Source organism: Microbacterium terrae, from assembly GCF_017831975.1.
Taxonomy (GTDB): Bacteria; Actinomycetota; Actinomycetes; order Actinomycetales; family Microbacteriaceae; genus Microbacterium; species Microbacterium terrae.
Window position 1 is genome coordinate 2,905,781 of record NZ_JAFDSS010000001.1, and the last position, 18,463, is coordinate 2,924,243.

Consider the following 18,463-nt stretch of genomic DNA (forward strand, 5'->3'; position numbering starts at 1 on the left):
CGGCGGCGACGCGGGGTCAGGCCGCGGCGATCACCTCGAGCACAGCCTCGCCATACGCCTCGCGCTTCTTGGCGCCGATACCGGTGATGCCGTCGAGGTCGGCGAGGCTCGCCGGGCGCTGTTCGGCGAGCGCGCGCAGCGTGGCGTCGCCGAACACGATGTAGGCCGGCACGCCGAGCTCGCGCGCGACGCTCGCCCGCCATTCGCGCAGCGACTCGAACATGTCGCGGTCGCCCTCGGCGAGGGTGTCGGGCGCCGATGACTTGCGCACCCGGGCGACGCCGCTGGACCGCCCGATCGCGTCGCGGCGCAGCGGCACCGGGGTCTCGGCGCGCAGGACGCCCCCTGCCGGCTCGCCGAGCGCGAGCGTGCCGTAGTCGCCCTGCGCGACCAGGATGCCGCGAGCGAGCAGCTGCCGGATGACGCTGCGCCAGTCCTGCTCGCTGAGGTCGGCGCCGAGGCCGTACGTCGACAGCTTGTCGTGGCCCTGCTGACGGATGCGGTCGGTCGACGCCCCACGGAGGATGTCGATGAGGTGACCGGCGCCGAACGACTGACCGCGCTCGCGCTGGAGCCGCACGATGGTCGACAGCAGCTTCTGCGCGGGGATCAGCCCGTCCCATGTCTCGGGGGCCTCGAGGCACGTGTCGCAGTTGCCGCACGGCGTGGAGTCCTCACCGAAGTAGCCGAGCAGGTTCTGGCGGCGGCATCCGACCGTCTCGCACAGGGCGAGCATCGCGTCGAGGTGCTGGCCGAGGCGGGTCTTGAACGCGCGGTCGCCGGGCGACTGATCGATCATGCGGCGCTGCTGCACGACGTCGCCGAGGCCGTACGCCATCCAGGCGATGGCCGGGTCGCCGTCGCGGCCCGCGCGCCCGGTCTCCTGGTAGTAGCCCTCGACGGACTTCGGCAGGTCGATATGGGCGACGAAGCGCACGTCGGGCTTGTCGATGCCCATGCCGAACGCGATGGTCGCGACCATCACCACGCCGTCTTCACGCAGGAACCGCGACTGGTTGGCCGCCCGCGTCTCAGCCGGAAGGCCCGCGTGGTACGGCAGCGCGTCGACGCCCTGCGCGCTCAGGAACTCGGCGGTCTGCTCCACCGACTTGCGACTGAGCGCATAGACGATGCCGACGGCACCCTCGGGCATCGACCGGATGAAGCGCACCAGCTGCCGACGCGGGTCGGACTTCGCCTCGATGCGGTACTGGATGTTCGGCCGGTCGAAGCTCGACACGAAGTGGCGTGCCTGCGGCAGCTGCAGCCGCTCGGTCATCTCCCGGTGGGTGGCCGGCGTCGCCGTCGCGGTGAGGGCGAGACGCGGCACTCCGGGGAACCGCTCGGCGAGCGCGCCGAGGGCGAGGTAGTCGGGCCGGAAGTCGTGGCCCCACTGCGACACGCAGTGGGCCTCGTCGATCGCGATCACGCTCAGCGCGCCCTGCGCGAGGAACCGCAGCATCGGCTCGGTGTTGAGGCGCTCGGGTGCGACGTAGAGCAGGTCGAGCTCGCCCGCGAGGTACGCGCGCTCCACCGCCGCGCGCTCCTGCGGCTGCTGCGTCGAGTTGAGGTACGCGGCGCGCACGCCGTTCGCGACGAGCGCGTCGACCTGGTCGTGCATCAGCGCGATGAGCGGGCTGACGACGAGGCCGGTGCCCGGGCGCACGAGGGCGGGCACCTGGTAGCAGACGCTCTTGCCGCCACCGGTGGGCATGAGCACCACCGCATCGCCACCGGCGATGACATGGTCGACGATCTCGCCCTGGTCGCCGCGGAACGCATCGAAGCCGTACACCTCGTGCAGCACCGCACGCGCATCCGCACCCGTGAAATCGCGGGCGGGGGTGGATGCCGCGGCCCGGGCTGCCTGCGGCACCGAGGCGGTGCGCGGGCCGGTCGCCACGTATCCGCCGCGCGACTGCGGGTCGGCGGGCGCGACCCAGCCGTCCTCCGGCGGGGCGAACTCGTCGAGCGGCGGACCGTACTCGTCGGGATCCCACACGAGGTCGGCATACGGGTCGGCCTGCGGATCACTCACTCGCACCAGGGTAGTCGCGGGGTCCGACCTGCCGGGGCGCGATGCGATCCTGTCGATGATGATCCGGCGGCCGACTGCTGGGGAGGAAGGGCCCGGCCGGGCGCGCACCGGAGACCGACGATCCCTGACGGCGTCGGCTAGCATTTCGGGCATGACGAATCCGGCTCCGATCGAAGACGTCCCGATCGGCAGCGACGGCATCCGCCTCGGACAGTTCGTGAAGTTCGCGGGGCTGCTCGACTCCGGCGGCAACGTCAAAGAGGCCATCATCGACGGCTATGTGACCGTGAACGGCGAGGTCGACCGCCGACGCGGCAGGCAGCTGCAGCACGGCGACATCGTCGAGTTCGAGGAGCGCAGGGTCCGCGTCTGCCCGTAGCCCCGGCCGCGGCATCCTCCGCCTCGTCGAGAAGGCGACGATGGCCGATCCGGAGCAGCCGACCGGCGAACCTACCGAGCCCGAGGCGAAATCGGGCTGGGGTTCGGGCTACGGCTGAGGGCTCGGGCTCGGCTTCGGGCGCAGCATCCGGATCACCGCTCCCTCGACCAGCACCGGCACGAACTGGCGCAGCCGGGCGGTGTCGAGGCGCTCGAACTGCTCGACCACGAGAGTCGTGATCGAGTCCTCATCGACGTCGGGGAAGCGCTGCGCGAGGCGATCGACGACATAGAGCAGCGCCTCGTACTCGCTCACCGGATTGGTGACGCTCACCCTTCCAGGATGCGCCTTTTCGACGCGATCGGGGCGAGATCCGCCGATCCCGTGCGGAATCGGATGCCGGTCAGCCGAGCCCGACCACGACGTAGTCACGCCGGATCGCCGCGGTGCGACGGCCCCACTCGCTCGCCGCGACGCGGGCCTGATGCGCGCGGAAGGAGCCTTCGCCGTCGAAGAGCTCGTCGACATCCCAGACCAGCGGCTCGTCGATTCGCCGCGTCACGGCGAAGGACAGGCATCCGGGCTCGGCGCGGGTGAGGGCGATGTGGTCGGGAAGCAGCTGCTCGACCAGATCGGCGTCGGCCCGCGTGGCGCAGACGAGCCGGCCGGTCAGGCTCACCGGGGTCACGCCGACTCGCGCTTCACGAGCTCGGTCGGCAGCGTCAGTCGTCCGGCAGGTCGCCCCTCGATCACATCGAGCAGCATCCGCACCATCTCGCGGGCGATGCGGCCGAAGGGCTGGTGCATCGTCGTGATGCCCGGGCTCACCCGGGTGGCGATCGGGGCGTCGTCGAAACCGGCGACGGCGACATCCTGCGGCACGCGCCGCCCCGCCGCATGGAGGGCGTCGATCGCGCCGGCCGCCATCACGTCGTTGGCCGCGAACACGGCGTCGAGGTCGGGGGCGGTCTCGAGCAGCTGCGCCATCGCCCGCCGGCCCGACTCGCGCGAGTAGTCGCCGTACGCGATGCGCGCATCGTCGACACCGCCGAGCTCGTCGCGGAAACCGGCGAGGCGCCCGCGCCCTCCCGAGGTGTCCTGCGGGCCTGCGATCATCGCGATGCGCTCGCGTCCGGCGCCGTCGCGCAGGTATGCGGCCATGTGCCGCGCGCCCTCCACGTCGTCGGCGGCGACGTAGCCGATCCGTCGCTCGTAACCGAGCGGGATGCCGCAGGCGATCACCGGCACTCCGCCGCCGACGAGGTCTTCGAGGAACCCGAGGTGCTCGGCGTGCGACGAGACGAGCAGGGCGCCGTCGACGCGGCCGGTGCGGATGAACTCCGAGGCGCGCCGCTGCTCGTCGGGCGAGCCCGCCATGAGCAGCACCATCGCGATGTCGCGCTCGGCGAGGGCGTCGGCGGCCGCGCGCATGAGCGTGGAGAAGTTCGGGTCCTCGAAGAGGCGGTCCTGCGACTCGGTCAGCAGGAATGCGACGGAGTCGCCGCGCGCCGTCGCCAGGCTGCGTGCGTGCGCGTTGATGCGGTAGCCGGTCTTGACGATCGCGAGCTCCACCGCGGCGCGCGCCTCGCCGCTCACCCAGTGCCCGCCGTTGAGGACGCGCGACACGGTGCCCCGAGAGACGCCCGACTCGCGCGCGACGTCCTCGATCGTGGGGCGCCGTCGCGGCACTCGGTCGGTCACGAGACCCAGTCTAGAGATGCCGGGATGCCGAGAATCACGGGCATCTCCCCGCGACGGCTGGGAGCGCTCCGAGCCCTGCATGCCAGCATCCGCATACCGACATCACCATTCCTCTCCGCCATGCACTGTGCTAGAACTGGGAGCGCACACAGTATCGCAGTGACGCGATCCGCGCCTTCGGGCGGCGGGCCGCGAAGCCGCCGACCCGAGAGGACCTCCGAATGCACACGCGCAGCAGGCGAAGGAGCGCAGCCGCGATCGCGGCAGGCGTCGCCGTCGCGATCGCCATCCCCACCTCGGCGGCCGTCGCAGCCGACGACACGGCAGTCGACGCCGGCATCTTCGTCGACAAGGTCGACGGGCTCTCCCCCGACTTCCTCCACGGCGTCGACGTGTCGACGGTGCTGTCGCTCGAAGAGAGCGGTGTGGTGTTCCGCGACGAGGCAGGCCAGCCGGCCGACCTGTTCGACGTGCTCGCCGACAACGGCGTGAACTCCGTGCGCATCCGCGTCTGGAACGACCCGTACGACGAGACCGGCCAGGGCTACGGAGGCGGCAACGTCGACGCCGACCGTGCCGTCGAGATCGGCGAGCGCGCCACGGCGGCGGGCCTGGGCGTGCTGGTCGACTTCCACTACTCCGACTTCTGGGCCGACCCCGCGCGTCAGCTCGCACCCAAGGCCTGGGAGGGGCTGACGGATGCCGAGACGGTCACCGCACTCCACGACTTCACCGCGGACGCGCTGCAGTCGTTCGAAGACGCCGGCGTCGACGTCGAGATGGTGCAGATCGGCAACGAGACGAACAACGCGATCGCCGGCCACACCCGCGCCGGGCGCGAGATCGACGCCCAGTTCGCGGCGCTGATCGACGCGGGCTCGCAGGCCGTGCGCGAAGTGCTGCCCGACGCCCTCGTCGCCGTGCACTTCACCAACCCCGAAACGGCCGGCCGATACGCCACCTATGCCGCCGGGCTCGACGCCTTCGACGTCGACTACGACGTGTTCGCCAGCTCGTACTACCCGTACTGGCACGGCACCACCGACAACCTCACCGCAGTGCTCACCGACATCGCGACCACGTACGACAAGCAGGTCATGGTCGCCGAGACGTCGTGGGCGCGCACTCTCGACGACGGCGACGGCTACGCGAACGTCATCGGCTCGGGCGGCACCACCAGCCAGTACCCGGTGAGCGTGCAGGGCCAGGCCTGGGAGCTGCGCGATGTGATCGCCGCGGTCGCCGCCGTCGGCGACGCCGGCATCGGCGTGTACTACTGGGAGCCCGCGTGGCTGCCCGTCGGCCCGGCCGACCAGTACGAGGCCAACGCGCTGCTGTGGGAGGAGTTCGGCTCGGGCTGGGCGACGAGCGCCGCGAGCGACTACGACCCCGGTCACGTCGGCGAGTACTACGGCGGCTCGGCGTGGGACAACCAGTCGCTGTTCGCCTGGGACGGCACGCCGCTCGAGTCGCTGCGCACCTTCCAGTACGTCTACACCGGCGCCGTCGCCCCGCTCGAGATCGTGTCGGTCGAGCAGGTCGCGGTCGAGGTGAACGACGGCGATCCGATCGAGCTGCCCGCCACGATCACAGTGACCTACAACGACGGGTCGACCGTCGCCGATCCGGTCACCTGGTCGGGCGCCCTCGCGTGGATCCGCGGACCGGGCTCGTACGAGATCCCCGGCACGACCGCCTCGGGCCTCGACGTCACCGCCACGATCGACGTCGTCGCCGAGAACTTCGTCGTCAACCCCGGGTTCGAAGACGCCGACATGAGCGCCTGGACCCTGACCGCGCCCGCCGCGCGCACCGAGACGAGCGACGCGTTCGCCGGCGACTTCGCGGTGACGTTCTGGAACGGATCGGATTACTCGGTCTCGGCCGCGCAGACGATCACGGGGGTGCCTGCCGGCGAGTACGTGCTCACCGCGACCACGCAGGGGACCAACAGCCCGGCGACCGACACCCGCACGCTCACGGCGACGACGTCCGCCGGCAGCTGGAGCGCTCCGCTGTCGTTCACGCAGTGGAACGCGTTCGACACGGCGACCGTGGCGGGCGTGGTGGTCGGCGCCGACGGCACCGTCGAGGTGCGCGCCGACTTCGCGCTCGCCGGCGGCGCCTGGGGTGTGCTCGATGAGGTGCGCCTGGTGGATGCTGCATCGGTGGGCGGCGGCTCGGTCGACAAGAGCGCGCTGTCGGCGGCGCTCGATGCCGCGGCATCCGTCGACCGCACGCTCTACACCGAGAAGTCCGTCGCCGCCCTCGACGAGGCCGTCGCGATCGGCGAGGTCGTGCTCGCCGGCTCACAGGCGACCGCGAAGGACGTCAAGAAGGCGACCCACGGTGTCGAGAAGGCGCTGAAGAAGCTCGAGAAGCCGAAGCCTCCGAAGCCCGAGAAGCCCACGAAGCCGGAGAAGCCGACCGAGCCTGGCAAGCCCGGGAAGCCCGGGACCGTCGGCCACACCCAGCCCGGAAAGCCGGCGCACCCCCGCGCCTGCTGACCGCCCCCGAGTGGCCCCCACGCGACCCGAACGCGTGGGGGCCGCGACTCTGTGCGCTCCCCGGTCGTCCGATCAGCACCACTTGTCGGCGAGGGCGTACACGACGGTGACGTTGCGGCTCGTCGTCGGTTCGATCAGCTTCGCCGCGCGGAGCGGGTCGACCTTGCCGTCCTGGTAGCCGGGGCCGAGCAGGGCGTGCACCGCGCGACCGCGCACCACCATCTCGCCGGCATCCGTCGCCGTCGCCTCGATCTGCGCGGTGAGCTCCGCCGACGGGGCGTTTTTCACGAAGTAGACGTAGTGACGGGCGAGATCCGGATGCTCCGCATCGAGGGCGCGCGCATCCTCGGCGATCGACGCGATCTCCCGCGCGGTGTAGACCATCGTCGGCACCTCGAACCCCCGGTCGGCGGCGAACGCCGACTCGAGCGCGGCCTCGATGCGCGAGGTCGAGCGCATGCGCGACTCGAACCTCACGTTGCCGGTGTTGATGTGGGTCTGCACGCCGTCGAATCCCGCGTCTTCGACCGCACGGCGGATGTCGTCTTTGGGGAAGACCCGCTTCGCGCCGAGGTTGATCGCACGCAGGAACGCCAGGTAGGTGGGCACCCCGCCATCCTCCCGCAGGCGTCCGACGCCGGCCACCGCCGCGGGCGTCCGACTCCGACCACCGCCGCAGGCGCCTGGGCCCGGGAGCCCGCCCGCCCCCGTCGCACCCCCCACTCCTGTGCCTAACGCAGGATGAAAACTGCGAGCACATCAGCAAGCCTCGGAATCACGCGGCTCGCGCACGAGGCCCGCGCATTCGTCCTGCATTAGGCACGGGTGTCGCGTCTCGGGGCACTCCGGAGCGCTCCGGAGTGCCCGGATCCACGTCGAGCCACCCCAGACCCCGCCGCGGGCAGCCCCACCGGACTACAGCCGAACGACCTCGGTGACGCGCACGACGGCGGTGCCCTCCTCTTCGGAGGCGGCGAGGTCGACGACGCCGCGGATGCGCCAGTCGTGGTCTCCGGCGGGGTCGTCGATGATCTGCTCGACGCGCCAGAGACCGGATGCCGCGGCATCCGTCTCGTCGATCTCGACCAGACGCGGCGAGCGCGCCGCCCCACCGGTGAGCACCTCGTCGTGGTCGTCGTAGTACGCATCGAGGGCGGTGGGCCAGTCGACGTCGGGGTCGAGCTCGACCAGCTCGTCGTCGCGCTGCAGTGCGGCGAGCTGAACCCGGCGGAAGAGCTCGTTACGCACGAGCACGAGGAAGGCGCGGCGGTTGGTGAGCACCGACGGCGGCGCGGGCGGCACGACGACGTCCTCGGGGTCGGCCGACGGGTTGGCGAGCGCCTCCCATTCGTCGACGAGGCTCGAGTCGACCTGGCGCACGAGCTCGCCGAGCCAGGCGACCAGGTCGTGCAGCGACTCGGTCTGCGCCTCGGCCGGCACGGTCTGGCGGATCGCCCGGTACGCGTCGCTGAGGTATCGCAGCACGAGGCCTTCGCTGCGGGCCAGCTGGTACATGTTGACGAGCTCGGCGAACGACAGCGCCCGCTCGAACATGTCGCGCACGACCGACTTGGGGCTCAGCTCGAAGTCGCGCACCCAGGGCTGGCTCGACGCGAACACCTCGTAGGTCTGAGCGAGCAGCTCGTCGAGCGGCTTCGGGTACGTGATCGCCTCGAGCAGCTCCATGCGCTCGTCGTACTCGATGCCGTCGCGCTTCATCGCCGCGACCGCTTCGCCACGAGCCTTGAACTCCTGCTGCGAGAGGATCGCGCGCGGGTCGTCGAGGGTCGACTCGATGATGCTCACCACGTCAAGCGCGTAGTGGCCGGTGCCGACCGACGTGCGGGCAGCCGGCGCGGACCCCGTCGGTGCCGCGGCCCGCGCAGAACTCCACGGATCCGTGCCTGCTTCGGCCGCGTCGGCGGCGAGAGAGCCGGCTGCTGCGGGATCTGTGGAGTTCTGCACGCGCCACGGGCCGCCCGCGGCCTCGTCGTCGGGGTCGAGCAGCCCGATGGCGGCGAGCGCGAACGGCGACAGCGGCTGGTTGAGGGCGAAGTTCGGCTGCAGGTCGACGGTGAGACGGATGCTCGGCCGCGGCCCCGACCGGTCGATCTCGACCACGCCGGCGGTGACCAGCGTGCGGAAGATCGCGATCGCACGGCGGGCCAGCTCGTACCGGCGGGCGCGCGGCTCGTGGTTGTCGAAGACGAGCGAGCGCACCTCGGCGAACGCGTCGCCCCCGCGGGCGATGACGTTGATGAGCATCGCGGCGGTGAGCTGCATGTGGGGTACGAGCGGCTCGGGCTGCGCCTCGATGAGCCGCTCGTACGAGCCCTCGCCCCAGTTGACGACGCCCGTCGGCGCCTTCTTGCGCACGATCTTCTTCCGCTTGGCCGGATCGTCGCCGGCTTTGGCGAGCGCGACGGCGTTCTCGATCTCCCACTCGGGCGCCATCACCACGACGTTGCCGTAGGTGTCGTAGCCGGCGCGGCCGGCGCGGCCCGCCACCTGGTGGAACTCGCGGGCGCTGAGCTGGCGCATCCGTGTGCCGTCGTACTTCGACAGCGCCGTGATGACGACCGTGCGGATCGGCACGTTGATGCCGACCCCCAGCGTGTCGGTGCCGCAGATGACTTTGAGGAGTCCCCGCTGGGCGAGCGTCTCGACGAGGCGGCGGTAGCGGGGCAGCATGCCCGCGTGGTGCACGCCGATGCCGGCGCGCACGAGCCGCGAGAGCGTCTTGCCGAAGCTGGTCGTGAAGCGGAACCCGCCGATCGTCTCGGCGATCGCGTCGCGCTGCTCGCGGGAGGCGACACGGATGCTGGCGAGCGCCTGTGCACGCTCCATCGCGGCAGCCTGTGAGAAGTGCACGATGTACACCGGCGCCTCGAGCCCGTCGAGGAGGCGGGTGAGCACGTCCTGCACCGGACGCCGCTCATAGGAGAAGTGCAGCGGCACCGGACGCTCGACGCCGGTGACGAGGGCGACCGCGCGACCGGTCCGGCGCTCGAGGTCGTCGGCGATCGTCGTCACGTCACCGAGGGTGGCCGACATGAGGATGAACTGCGCCCGAGGAAGGGTGAGCAGCGGCACCTGCCACGCCCAGCCGCGCTCGGGGTCGCCGTAGTAGTGGAACTCGTCCATGACGACCTGGTCGACGTCGGCATCGACGCCGTGACGGAGCGCGAGGTTCGCGAGGATCTCGGCGGTGCAGCACACGATCGGCGCATCGGGGTTCACCGACGAGTCGCCCGTGACCATGCCGACGTTCTCGGCGCCGAACACCTCGACGAGGGCGAAGAACTTCTCGCTCACCAGCGCCTTGATCGGCGCCGTGTAGTAGCTGCGGCCGTCGCGGGCGAGGCACGCGGCGTGCGCGGCGATCGCGACGAGCGACTTGCCCGTGCCCGTCGGCGTCGAGAGCACGACGTGCGAGCCTGAGACGATCTCGATGGTCGCCTCGTCCTGCGCCGGGTACAGCGTGAGACCGCGGTCTTCCGCCCACTCGACGAAGCCGAGGTAGGCGGAGTCGGCGTCGGCGCCGCGGGGCACGGCGTCGAGCAGGGAGAGAGGCATTCCCCCACTCTCTCATCCCGACCGCACGGCCGGTCGCGGTGGCGGAATCGCCGCCGCGCCCCGTACGTTGAAGGCAGCGACGGAAGGATGCCGATGACCGACACCGACGACCAGCCCACTGTCTCGCGCAACGACGAAGACCACCGCTACGAGGTGCACCTCGGCGACGTGCTCGCGGGGTTCACGCAGTTCCGCGCCGACGCGCGCGGACGCCTCCTCTTCCCCCACACCGAGGTCGACCCGGCCTTCCGTGGCCGCGGACTCGCGCAGATCGTCGTGGCCGAGGCGATGGCCGACGCCGCCCGGCGCGGCGAGACCGTCGTGCCGCACTGCCCGGTGGTCTCGAAGTACCTCGAGACCCACGACGTTCCCGGGCTCTCGGTCGAGTGGCCCCACAAGCCGCACCCCGAATGAGCCCGCGATGACCCGACTCGACACCGACGGCGCGGTCACCACCGACGTGAAGACCGACTGCATCGGCCCCCAGGCGCTGCTGCTCGAGGCGCGCGAGGTGCCGCTCGGCGGGGTCCGCGCCATGTCGGTGCGGCGAGCGCTCCCCCAGCGCGACCTGCCGATGGTGGGCGCGTGGTGCTTCCTCGATCGGTTCGGCCCGCAGGTGACGACGATGCGGGTCGAGCCGCATCCGCACGTCGGGCTGCAGACCGTCACCTGGCCGTTCGAGGGTCGCGTGCGCCATCGCGACTCGATCGGCAGCGACGTCGAGGTGCGCCGCGGCGCCCTGAACCTCATGACGAGCGGCGCCGGCATCGCCCATTCGGAGTATTCCGTGGGCGAGGATGCTGTGCCCCTCGACGCCCTGCAGCTGTGGGTCGCGCTGCCCGAAGACCGCCGGCACGGTGGCCCGACGTTCGAGCAGCACGCGTCGCTCCCCGAGGTGCGACTCGACGCCGAGGTCGGCGAGCCCGCCGATGCGGTGGTCGTGCTGGGCGAGTTCGCCGGTGCCACCTCGCCCGCGACCGTGTACACGCCGATCGCCGGTGTCGAGGTGCGCGTGCCTGCGGGCTCGACCGTGCGCCTGCCGCTGCGCGAGGACTGGGAGTACGCGATCGTCGGCGTCGACGGCGACCTCGCGGTCGCGGCATCCGTCGACGTGCCGGTCGATTCCGACGGTGCTGAGCCGTCCGACGCGCCGGACGATCGACCCGACGCGATCGAGGTCGGTGCCGACCGCCTGCTGTACCTCGGCCAAGGACGCGACGGCGTCGAGGTCGCGAGCACCGCCGGAGCGACCCTGTTCGTGCTCGGCGGCGAGCCGTTCGAAGACGACATCGTGATGTGGTGGAACTTCGTCGGCCGCTCGCACGACGAGATCGTCGCGGCGCGCGAGGACTGGGAGGCGCGCTCACCACGGTTCGGCACCGTCGACGGGCACGACGACGTGCGCATCCCGGCGCCGCCGATGCCCGCGGTGCGCCTCACCCGCCGCACGCGCCGCTTCTGACCGGACCGCTCGGCGGCCGCTCGCCGAGCGCCGGCGTCGCCCGGGCGAGCGCTTCACGTCGGAACGCCGACGCCGCCTGCGCCAAGTAGTGTGTGCAGGTGGCCCGATCATCCCGACTCTCGACGAGCGTTCTGCTCACGTGCGCGGCGATCGGGGTTGCGACGGGGGTTGTGCAGATCGCGGCGGGCGCCGTGAGCGGCGTCGTCTCGGCGACCGTGCCCCTGCTCTACGGACTCGTCCTCGGCACGCACGTGCTTCCCGGGGTGATCGGCCAGGCGGTGCTGCGCGCACCGTGGGTCGCGCTCATCACGCACGTGATCGCCGCTCTGGTCGCGAGCGCGGTCGCCCCCGTGTGGATCGGCCGGTACATCGGCACGGCCCTGCTGATCGGTGGCCTGCAGGAAGGGATCGCCGCGCTGTCGCGCTATCGGCGATGGGATGCCTGGCGGTTCTACCTCTCGGCCGTGATCGTGGGAGCCGTGATCGCCGCGGCGATCTGGTTCGCCGCCGACGTCTCGCGGTTCCCGGTGTGGGGTCAGATCGTCTACGTCTCGCTCTTCATCGTGGGTCCCGTGCTGTGGACGGCGGCCGGCCTGGGCGTGGGTTCGGCGCTGCGCCGCGCCGGAGTGGCACGGTCGCCGCGAGCCTGATGTTCCCGCCGCCGCTTAGGGTCGGCTAAGTTAGGAGTGGCTAAGTTCACTCCTGCAGGGAATCCCCGTGACCGCATTCGAGCGCGAACCCGCCGCCGATTGGTCCTCCCCCACCGCGGCGACGAGCGACGACGCACCCGCGCCGCTCCTGCGCGTCCGCGACCTGGCGATCACCCATGACGGCGAGAGCACGCCGGCACCGGCATCCGTCACGTTCGATCTGCACCCCGGCGAGGTCGTTCTGCTGCTCGGCCCCAGCGGGTCGGGCAAGTCGACGCTGACGCTGGCGCTCAACGGACTCATCCCGCACGCCGTGCCCGCCGCACTGCACGGCGCGGTCGAGGTGACCGGCGTCGACACCCGGGCCACCACCGTCGCGGCGCTCAGCACGCAGGTCGGCATGGTGTTCCAGGACCCCGATGCGCAGCTGGTCACCGGCACCCTCTTCGACGAGGTCGCCTTCGGCGTCGAGAACCTCCGGATGCCGGTGGCCGAGGTGCTCGCCCGCGCCGAGGTCGCGCTGCGCCGGGTGGGGCTGTGGGAACGGCGCGGCGAGAACCCCGACCGGCTCTCGGGCGGCGGCCGCCAGCGTCTCGCCATCGCGTGCGCCCTGGCGATGGGGTCTCCGCTGCTCGTGCTCGACGAGCCCACCGCGAACCTCGACCCCCAGGGCATCGAGGAGACGTACGCGGCCCTCGCCGAGGTGGTGGCCGCAGGCGATCGCGCCGTGCTGCTCGTGGAGCACAACCTCGATGCCGCGGTCGGTTTCGTCGACCGCGTGATCGTGCTCGACCAGGACGGGATGCTGGCCGCCGACGGAACCGTCGACGCGGTGCTGCGCGACCGCGCCGACGAGCTGCACCGCATGGGCGTGTGGCTACCGGTGTCGGCTCTCGCCGCCCTGCGCCTGCGAGCGGCGGGCTACGCGCTCGACCCGCTGCCGCTGTCACCGGGCGAGCTGCATGCAGCGCTCGAGGCGGCCGAGGGCCCCTCGACGACCTCGGGGACCACGAACACCCCGGTCGCCGAGGCCACCCCGGTCGCCGAGCCCGTCGAGGCGCCGCCAGCCGCGAACCCCCCGATCATCTCGGTGCGTGACCTCACCCTGCGCCGCGGACGCACCGAGGTGCTCCACGGCGTCTCGCTCGACGTCGCCGCGGGCGAGTTCGTCGCCGTCGTCGGCGCGAACGGCGCCGGCAAGACGAGCCTCATCCAGGCGATCGCCGGAGTCGTGCCCATCCCGCGCGGAACGATCCGGATCGGCGGCGTGGATGTCGCACGCACCGATGCGCGCACGCTGTCGCGCCAGGTGGGCTTCGTCTTCCAGAACCCCGAGCACCAATTCATCGCCCACACCGTGTTCGACGAGATCGCGCACGGCCTGCGGCTGCAGCACCTCGCCGACGACGAGGTGCGCGAGCGCACCGAGGCATTGCTCGTGCGCTTCGGCCTCGAGAACAAGGCCGACTCCCACCCGTTCCTGCTGTCGGGCGGGCAGAAGCGCCGACTGTCCGTGGGCACGGCACTCGTGGCGGGGGCGTCGATCCTCGTGCTCGACGAGCCCACCTTCGGGCAGGACCGCGCCCGCGCCGACGAGCTGCTCACCCTCCTCGAAGAGCTCAACGCCGACGGCACGACGATTATCGTCGTCACCCACGACATGCAGCTCGTGACCGAGCACGCGGTCCGAACGGTCGTGCTCGCCGACGGCCGCGTCCGCACGGCCGGCCCCACTGCCGAGGTGTTCGCCGACGCGGAGCTCATCGAGGGAGCGGGCCTGCGCCTGCCGCCGCTGCGGCGTGCGCTCGGTGGGCTGACGCGGCATCCCGACCTGGCGCGCATCGCCCGTCTCGGCGACCTGCCCGCCGCGCTCACGGTCACACCTGCGGCCGCGGCAGAAGCCCCCGCCACCCCGGCATCCGCACCCGCGTTCACGCTCCCCGGAGGTCGCGCATGACCGCCGCCCCGCAGCAGCAGCAGCAACAACAGCAACCCCCGCAGACGAACCTGCCGCTCGACCCGTACGCCGACCGCGCGACAGCGTCGCCGGCGCGGTTCCTCTACGGCCTCAACCCGCTCGCGAAGCTCGCCGCGCCGATCCCGGCCATGGCGCTGCTCGTGTTCGTGCGCGATCTGCAGACGCCCACCGCGTTCCTCGTGCTGGCAGCGGCGCTGCTCCTGGTCGGGGTGTCGTTCGACCGGCGCCTGCTGATCCTGTTCGCGGCGCTCCCGATCGGGGCACTGGTGATCGGGTTCAGCTTCGCCCTGTGGACCGACCCCGACAAGGTCGATCAGTCGGTCGTGGTCTGGCAGATCGGCAGCTGGATCCTCTACGGCGGCGCCCTCGAGGTGGGCTTCGCCACCGGCCTGCGCCTGGCCGCGATCGTCGCGCTCACCTTCATCGCCGGGCTGTCGACCACCGGGCCCGACCTCGTGCGGGCGAGCGTGCAGCAGCTGCGCGTTCCGTACCGCATCGGGTACACCGCGCTTGCCGCGTTCCGCTTCGTGCCGCGGTTCGCCTATGAGCTCGATGTGATCCGTCAGGCGCACCGGGTGCGCGGCGCCCATGGCGGGCGCGGTCCGTTCGCCGGGGTTGCGCGCTGGTTCGGATACATCGTGCCGCTGCTGGCGGGCGCCATCCGTCACGCCGAGCGGGTCGCCCTGGCGATGGATTCGCGCGCGTTCGGCGCATTCCCCGACCGCACGGAACGCCACCTCGTGCCGTTCCGCACCCGCGACGTCGTCTTCACCGTGCTGTTCTGGGCGGCGTCGGCGGCGATCTTCTGGTTCTTCTTCCCCTGGGGCCTCGCGTAGGCCCTCCACCCCACCCCCTGGAGGACGCATGGCTCTCGCGAGTCGACTGGTGAAGCCCGAGACGCAGGAACTCCTGCATCTGACGGTGCTGCGAACGCAACGGCTGTCGAAGCACTGGATGCGTGTGACGCTCGGCGGAGGCGAGATCGAGCGGTTCCGCCCGCTCGGCTACGACCAGTGGTTCCGGCTGTTCCTGCCGCTCGGCGGCGACGAGGGGCTCGACCGGCTGCCGGCGAAGGCCAACAAGATGTTCGGGTACCTCAAGTACCTGCGCATCCCCGACGGGATGCGGCCGGTGATGCGCAACTACACCGTGCGTGCGTACCGTGCGGCGACCGCCGACGCCGGGGCCGAGATCGACGTCGACTTCGTGCTGCACGGCTCGGCGGCCGACGGCACCGCGGGTCCGGCGTCACGCTGGGCCGAGGCGTGCACGGTCGGCGAGAGCGTGGTCATCATCGACGAGGGTCTGGCCTTCAACCCGGCCCGCGGCACAGATCGGGTCGTGCTCGTCACCGACGAGACCGGGCTGCCGGCCGTCGCAGGCATCTGCGCATCGCTCCCTGCGACCGCGACGGGCATCGCGATCATCGAGGTGCCGTCCGACGAGGATGCCCTCGCCTTCGAGCACCCCACCGGTGTCGAGGTGCGCTTCATCACGCGCGACCACGACGCCAAGCCGGGCACGCTCGCCCTGCGGGCGCTGCAGGAGGCGACCCTCCCCGAAACCCCGCACGCCTTCATCGCCGGCGAGCAAGCCCTCCCGACCGACGCCCGCCGGCACCTCGTCGGCGACCGCGGCCTCGCCAAAGACGCCGTGAGCTTCTGCGGCTACTGGCGGGTCGGCGCGGCATCCCCCACTCCCAAGTCCCAGGTCGCACCCGCAGGAGCACACGCATGAGCCGCGTCACCACCGCCTATCTCCTCACCTGCGCCGCGATCGGCGTGGCGGGCGGCGTGCTCCTGTGGGGTGCGACGGCCCTCTCGACGGTGCTGTTCGCCGCGGTGCCGTTCATCTCGGTCGCGCTCGCCGGCCTGTGGCTGCTTCCTGCGGTCGTCGCGCTGCGGCTGCTCGAGCGCCCGGCAGCGGGTCTGCTCGTGGGCCTCATCTCGGGTCTCGTCGTCTTCCCGTACCTGTTCACGAACCTGTGGTGGGCGTTCTTCGCCGAGCTGCCCTTCCTCCTCGCGATCTATCGCTCGTGGCGCACGTGGCAGTACTACGCCGGAGCGGTGTTCGTCGGCATCCTGTACCCGATCCTCGCCGCCGTCTCGTTCGACCTGTGGACGATGCCGCTGGGCACCCAGATCGGCTTCTTCGCGCTCACCGTGGTGAGCTGCGTGGGCGGCACCGCGATCGGCATCTTCGTCGGCGACCGGCTGCGTGCAGCGGGTGTCGCCAAGCTCGCGCGGCGGCGCGGTCTCGCCGGGCGCGGACTCGGCGCGGGCAGCGGTCCGGCGGGCCAGCACTGACACTCCGCCGCGCGGACGGCCTAGATGAGGGCGACGGATGCCGCGCCCGCGGCATCCTGCTCCCGTGCGGCTGCCGCATCCAGCGCCACCGTCGCGGCGCGGCGTCCTTCTGCGATGAGGCGCGGCACGTCCGACATCGTCCACTGCGCCATGCGCTCCATCTCGGGCTGGATGAGCACCACCGACGGATCGCCGACCAGGTCGGCCGTGCGGGTGACGGTGCGCATCATGCGCACGTTCTCCCACTTGGCGTGCAGGCGCACGACGATCACGCGGTCCGCGCCCAGAGCGCGGGTCGCGGCGACGGGCACGTTGTCGACCATGCCGCCGTCGGCCAGCAGTCGGCCGGCCACCCGCACCGGCGGCAGCAGGCCGGGAACCGCGATCGTCGCGCGCAGCGCCGTGCTCAGCGGGCCGCTGTCGATCGTCAGCGCCTCACGCGTGCGCACGTCGGTCGTGACCGCGCCGAAGCTGCGTGGCAGGTCTTCGATGAGCGGATCGCCGCCGGTGATCTCGCGCAGCGAGTCGGTGACGGCGTGGGTGTCGAGCAGACCCCACCGGGGCGCGAACGACAGCCGCGCGATGCTGCTCCACCGGAATCCTCGCGCCGCCCGGTCGATCTGCGCGGCGTCGAACCCGGCGGCGTATGCGGCGGCGACGAGCGCGCCCGAACTGGTGCCGGTGGCGATGCCCGGACGGATGCCGCGCTCTTCGAGCACCTGCAGCACGCCGACGTGCGCGGCGCCGAAAGCGCCTCCGCCGCCGAGGGTCAGACCGAGGGTGCTGTCGTCTGTCACGTCGGCCTCTTCTTCCGCTCGGGCTACCGCGGAAATCTAGCACCGAGGCATGGGAAAACCCTGGCCGCGGTCGGTATCGACGCCCGCCCTGCTGGCTGCCAGGGGTGGTGAGTCGGCCTTCACGAACGCGGGGCCTTGCCCGCCGGTGACCGCGGCCGTAGCGTCGAGGCGTGCTGATCGTCGGATCCGTCGTCATCCGCGTGGTCGATCTGGCTGCTCAGATCGACTTCTGGTCGCGGGCGCTCGCCTACGTGGTGCGCGAGCCGATCGACGTGGACTTCGCGCTGCTGCATCCGCCCGACGGCCCCGGTCCGAGCGTCTCGCTCGACGCCCAGCCCTCGGAGCGCGTGCTGCCCCCGCGCATCCACCTCGATCTGTACGCCGACGATCAGGCGGCCGAGGTCGCACGCCTCACCCGGCTCGGCGCTCGCGAGGTGCACTGGGACAAGCGTCCCGTCGACGCCGACTACGTGATCATGGAAGACCCCGAGGGCAACCGCTTCTGCGTGATCGACGCGGCGGACTGGTCGGGCTGGGCCGAACACCGGAGAGGGTGAGGGCGATGGGGCGGGTGCGACTGCGCGACGTGGTGACCGAGGCCGATCGAAGGTCGGTGGCGCACCTGCGCCGAGGCCCCGGTCAGGAGAAGTACCTCAACTCGATGGAGGACATCTTCGAGGAGGCCGTCGAAGACGCACGGGCGATGCCGCGCATGTGGGCGGTGCACGACGACGACAGCGGCAAGCTCGTCGGCTTCACGATGATCAGCGACAACATCCCCCAGCCGATGGACGACGACCTCGTCGGCCCCTACTTCCTCTGGAAGCTGCTCATCGACGAGGGCTCGCAGCGCCGCGGGTACGGCACGGCCACCCTCGACGCCGTGATCGCCTACGTGCGCACCCGCCCGAACGCCGAGGTGCTCTTCACCAGCTGTTCCGACGGGCCCGGCTCGCCGCGCGGGTTCTACCTCGGGTACGGGTTCACCGACACCGGCCGAGTCATGTGGGGCGAGAACGTGCTGGCGTACGACCTGACGGCGCAGCATCCGTCGTCCGACTGATGTCGC

General features: G+C 71.6%; 18 protein-coding genes. 11 read left to right on the forward strand and 7 right to left on the reverse strand.

Translation table 11 applies throughout. The features are described from left to right. Positions 1 to 16 precede the first annotated feature (16 nt). Entirely contained in the window at positions 17 to 2,038 is a 2,022-nt protein-coding gene (gene recQ, locus JOD63_RS13220) for a DNA helicase RecQ (protein ID WP_045274497.1), read from the reverse strand. Between the two features lie 151 nt (positions 2,039 to 2,189). On the opposite strand from recQ, the gene JOD63_RS13225 reads away from it, so the two are divergent. After that, positions 2,190 to 2,417 (forward strand): RNA-binding S4 domain-containing protein, encoded by a 228-nt coding sequence (locus JOD63_RS13225; RefSeq protein ID WP_045274486.1) that lies wholly within the window; start codon positions 2,190 to 2,192, stop codon positions 2,415 to 2,417. A gap of 108 nt (positions 2,418 to 2,525) precedes the next feature. Here the strand turns inward: JOD63_RS13225 and JOD63_RS13230 are convergent, their stop codons facing one another. From JOD63_RS13230 to JOD63_RS13240, 3 genes are all read right to left on the reverse strand, one after another. Beyond that, entirely contained in the window at positions 2,526 to 2,750 is a 225-nt protein-coding gene (locus JOD63_RS13230) for a three-helix bundle dimerization domain-containing protein (RefSeq protein WP_052682336.1), read from the reverse strand. Positions 2,751 to 2,820: 70 nt separating this feature from the next. Continuing rightward, complete coding sequence (locus JOD63_RS13235) at positions 2,821 to 3,105, reverse strand: putative quinol monooxygenase (RefSeq protein ID WP_045274487.1); 285 nt, start codon at positions 3,103 to 3,105, stop codon at positions 2,821 to 2,823. After that, a complete protein-coding gene (locus JOD63_RS13240; RefSeq protein WP_045274488.1) occupies positions 3,102 to 4,118 on the reverse strand; it encodes a LacI family DNA-binding transcriptional regulator in 1,017 nt (338 codons plus the stop codon). The genes JOD63_RS13235 and JOD63_RS13240 overlap by 4 nt, the downstream gene beginning before the upstream one ends. Positions 4,119 to 4,339: 221 nt before the next feature. Here JOD63_RS13240 and JOD63_RS13245 point away from each other — a divergent pair, with 221 nt between their 5' ends. Then, positions 4,340 to 6,625 carry a glycosyl hydrolase 53 family protein gene (locus JOD63_RS13245; protein ID WP_084613347.1) on the forward strand — a complete coding sequence of 762 codons (2,286 nt, stop codon included), beginning with the start codon at positions 4,340 to 4,342 and terminating at the stop codon, positions 6,623 to 6,625. Between the two features lie 72 nt (positions 6,626 to 6,697). On the opposite strand, the gene JOD63_RS13250 is transcribed toward JOD63_RS13245, so the two are convergent. Continuing rightward, positions 6,698 to 7,234 carry a DUF1697 domain-containing protein gene (locus JOD63_RS13250; protein ID WP_045274489.1) on the reverse strand — a complete coding sequence of 179 codons (537 nt, stop codon included), beginning with the start codon at positions 7,232 to 7,234 and terminating at the stop codon, positions 6,698 to 6,700. 306 nt (positions 7,235 to 7,540) lie between these two features. Further along, entirely contained in the window at positions 7,541 to 10,201 is a 2,661-nt protein-coding gene (locus JOD63_RS13255) for a DEAD/DEAH box helicase (protein WP_045274729.1), read from the reverse strand. Between the two features lie 93 nt (positions 10,202 to 10,294). On the opposite strand from JOD63_RS13255, the gene JOD63_RS13260 reads away from it, so the two are divergent. The 7 genes from JOD63_RS13260 (at position 10,295) to JOD63_RS13290 (ending at position 16,597) form a co-directional block, all read left to right on the forward strand. Then, on the forward strand, positions 10,295 to 10,615 hold the full coding sequence (locus JOD63_RS13260) for a GNAT family N-acetyltransferase (RefSeq protein WP_045274728.1): 321 nt from the start codon (positions 10,295 to 10,297) through the stop codon (positions 10,613 to 10,615). 7 nt (positions 10,616 to 10,622) lie between these two features. Beyond that, positions 10,623 to 11,663, forward strand: coding sequence for a pirin family protein (locus tag JOD63_RS13265; protein ID WP_045274727.1), 1,041 nt, complete (start codon positions 10,623 to 10,625; stop codon positions 11,661 to 11,663). A gap of 98 nt (positions 11,664 to 11,761) precedes the next feature. Further along, entirely contained in the window at positions 11,762 to 12,313 is a 552-nt protein-coding gene (locus JOD63_RS13270; RefSeq protein ID WP_045274749.1) for an ECF transporter S component, read from the forward strand. Positions 12,314 to 12,461: 148 nt separating this feature from the next. Then, positions 12,462 to 14,270 (forward strand): ABC transporter ATP-binding protein, encoded by a 1,809-nt coding sequence (locus JOD63_RS13275; protein WP_245244837.1) that lies wholly within the window; start codon positions 12,462 to 12,464, stop codon positions 14,268 to 14,270. Next, on the forward strand, positions 14,267 to 15,127 hold the full coding sequence (locus tag JOD63_RS13280) for an energy-coupling factor transporter transmembrane component T (protein ID WP_084613387.1): 861 nt from the start codon (positions 14,267 to 14,269) through the stop codon (positions 15,125 to 15,127). The genes JOD63_RS13275 and JOD63_RS13280 overlap by 4 nt, the downstream gene beginning before the upstream one ends. 28 nt (positions 15,128 to 15,155) lie before the next feature. Further along, positions 15,156 to 16,028, forward strand: a complete 873-nt coding sequence (locus JOD63_RS13285; protein WP_045274726.1) for a siderophore-interacting protein — start codon at positions 15,156 to 15,158, stop codon at positions 16,026 to 16,028. Continuing rightward, a complete protein-coding gene (locus JOD63_RS13290; protein ID WP_045274725.1) occupies positions 16,025 to 16,597 on the forward strand; it encodes an ECF transporter S component in 573 nt (190 codons plus the stop codon). The genes JOD63_RS13285 and JOD63_RS13290 overlap by 4 nt, the downstream gene beginning before the upstream one ends. A 20-nt stretch (positions 16,598 to 16,617) precedes the next feature. On the opposite strand, the gene JOD63_RS13295 is transcribed toward JOD63_RS13290, so the two are convergent. Continuing rightward, positions 16,618 to 17,394 carry a patatin-like phospholipase family protein gene (locus tag JOD63_RS13295; protein WP_052682401.1) on the reverse strand — a complete coding sequence of 259 codons (777 nt, stop codon included), beginning with the start codon at positions 17,392 to 17,394 and terminating at the stop codon, positions 16,618 to 16,620. Positions 17,395 to 17,564: 170 nt separating this feature from the next. Between JOD63_RS13295 and JOD63_RS13300 the strand changes: the two genes are divergently transcribed. Together JOD63_RS13300 and JOD63_RS13305 are read left to right on the forward strand one after the other, a co-directional pair. Then, positions 17,565 to 17,951, forward strand: coding sequence for a VOC family protein (locus JOD63_RS13300; RefSeq protein WP_045274724.1), 387 nt, complete (start codon positions 17,565 to 17,567; stop codon positions 17,949 to 17,951). 5 nt (positions 17,952 to 17,956) lie between these two features. Next, entirely contained in the window at positions 17,957 to 18,457 is a 501-nt protein-coding gene (locus JOD63_RS13305) for a GNAT family N-acetyltransferase (RefSeq protein ID WP_045274723.1), read from the forward strand. Positions 18,458 to 18,463 lie beyond the last annotated feature (6 nt).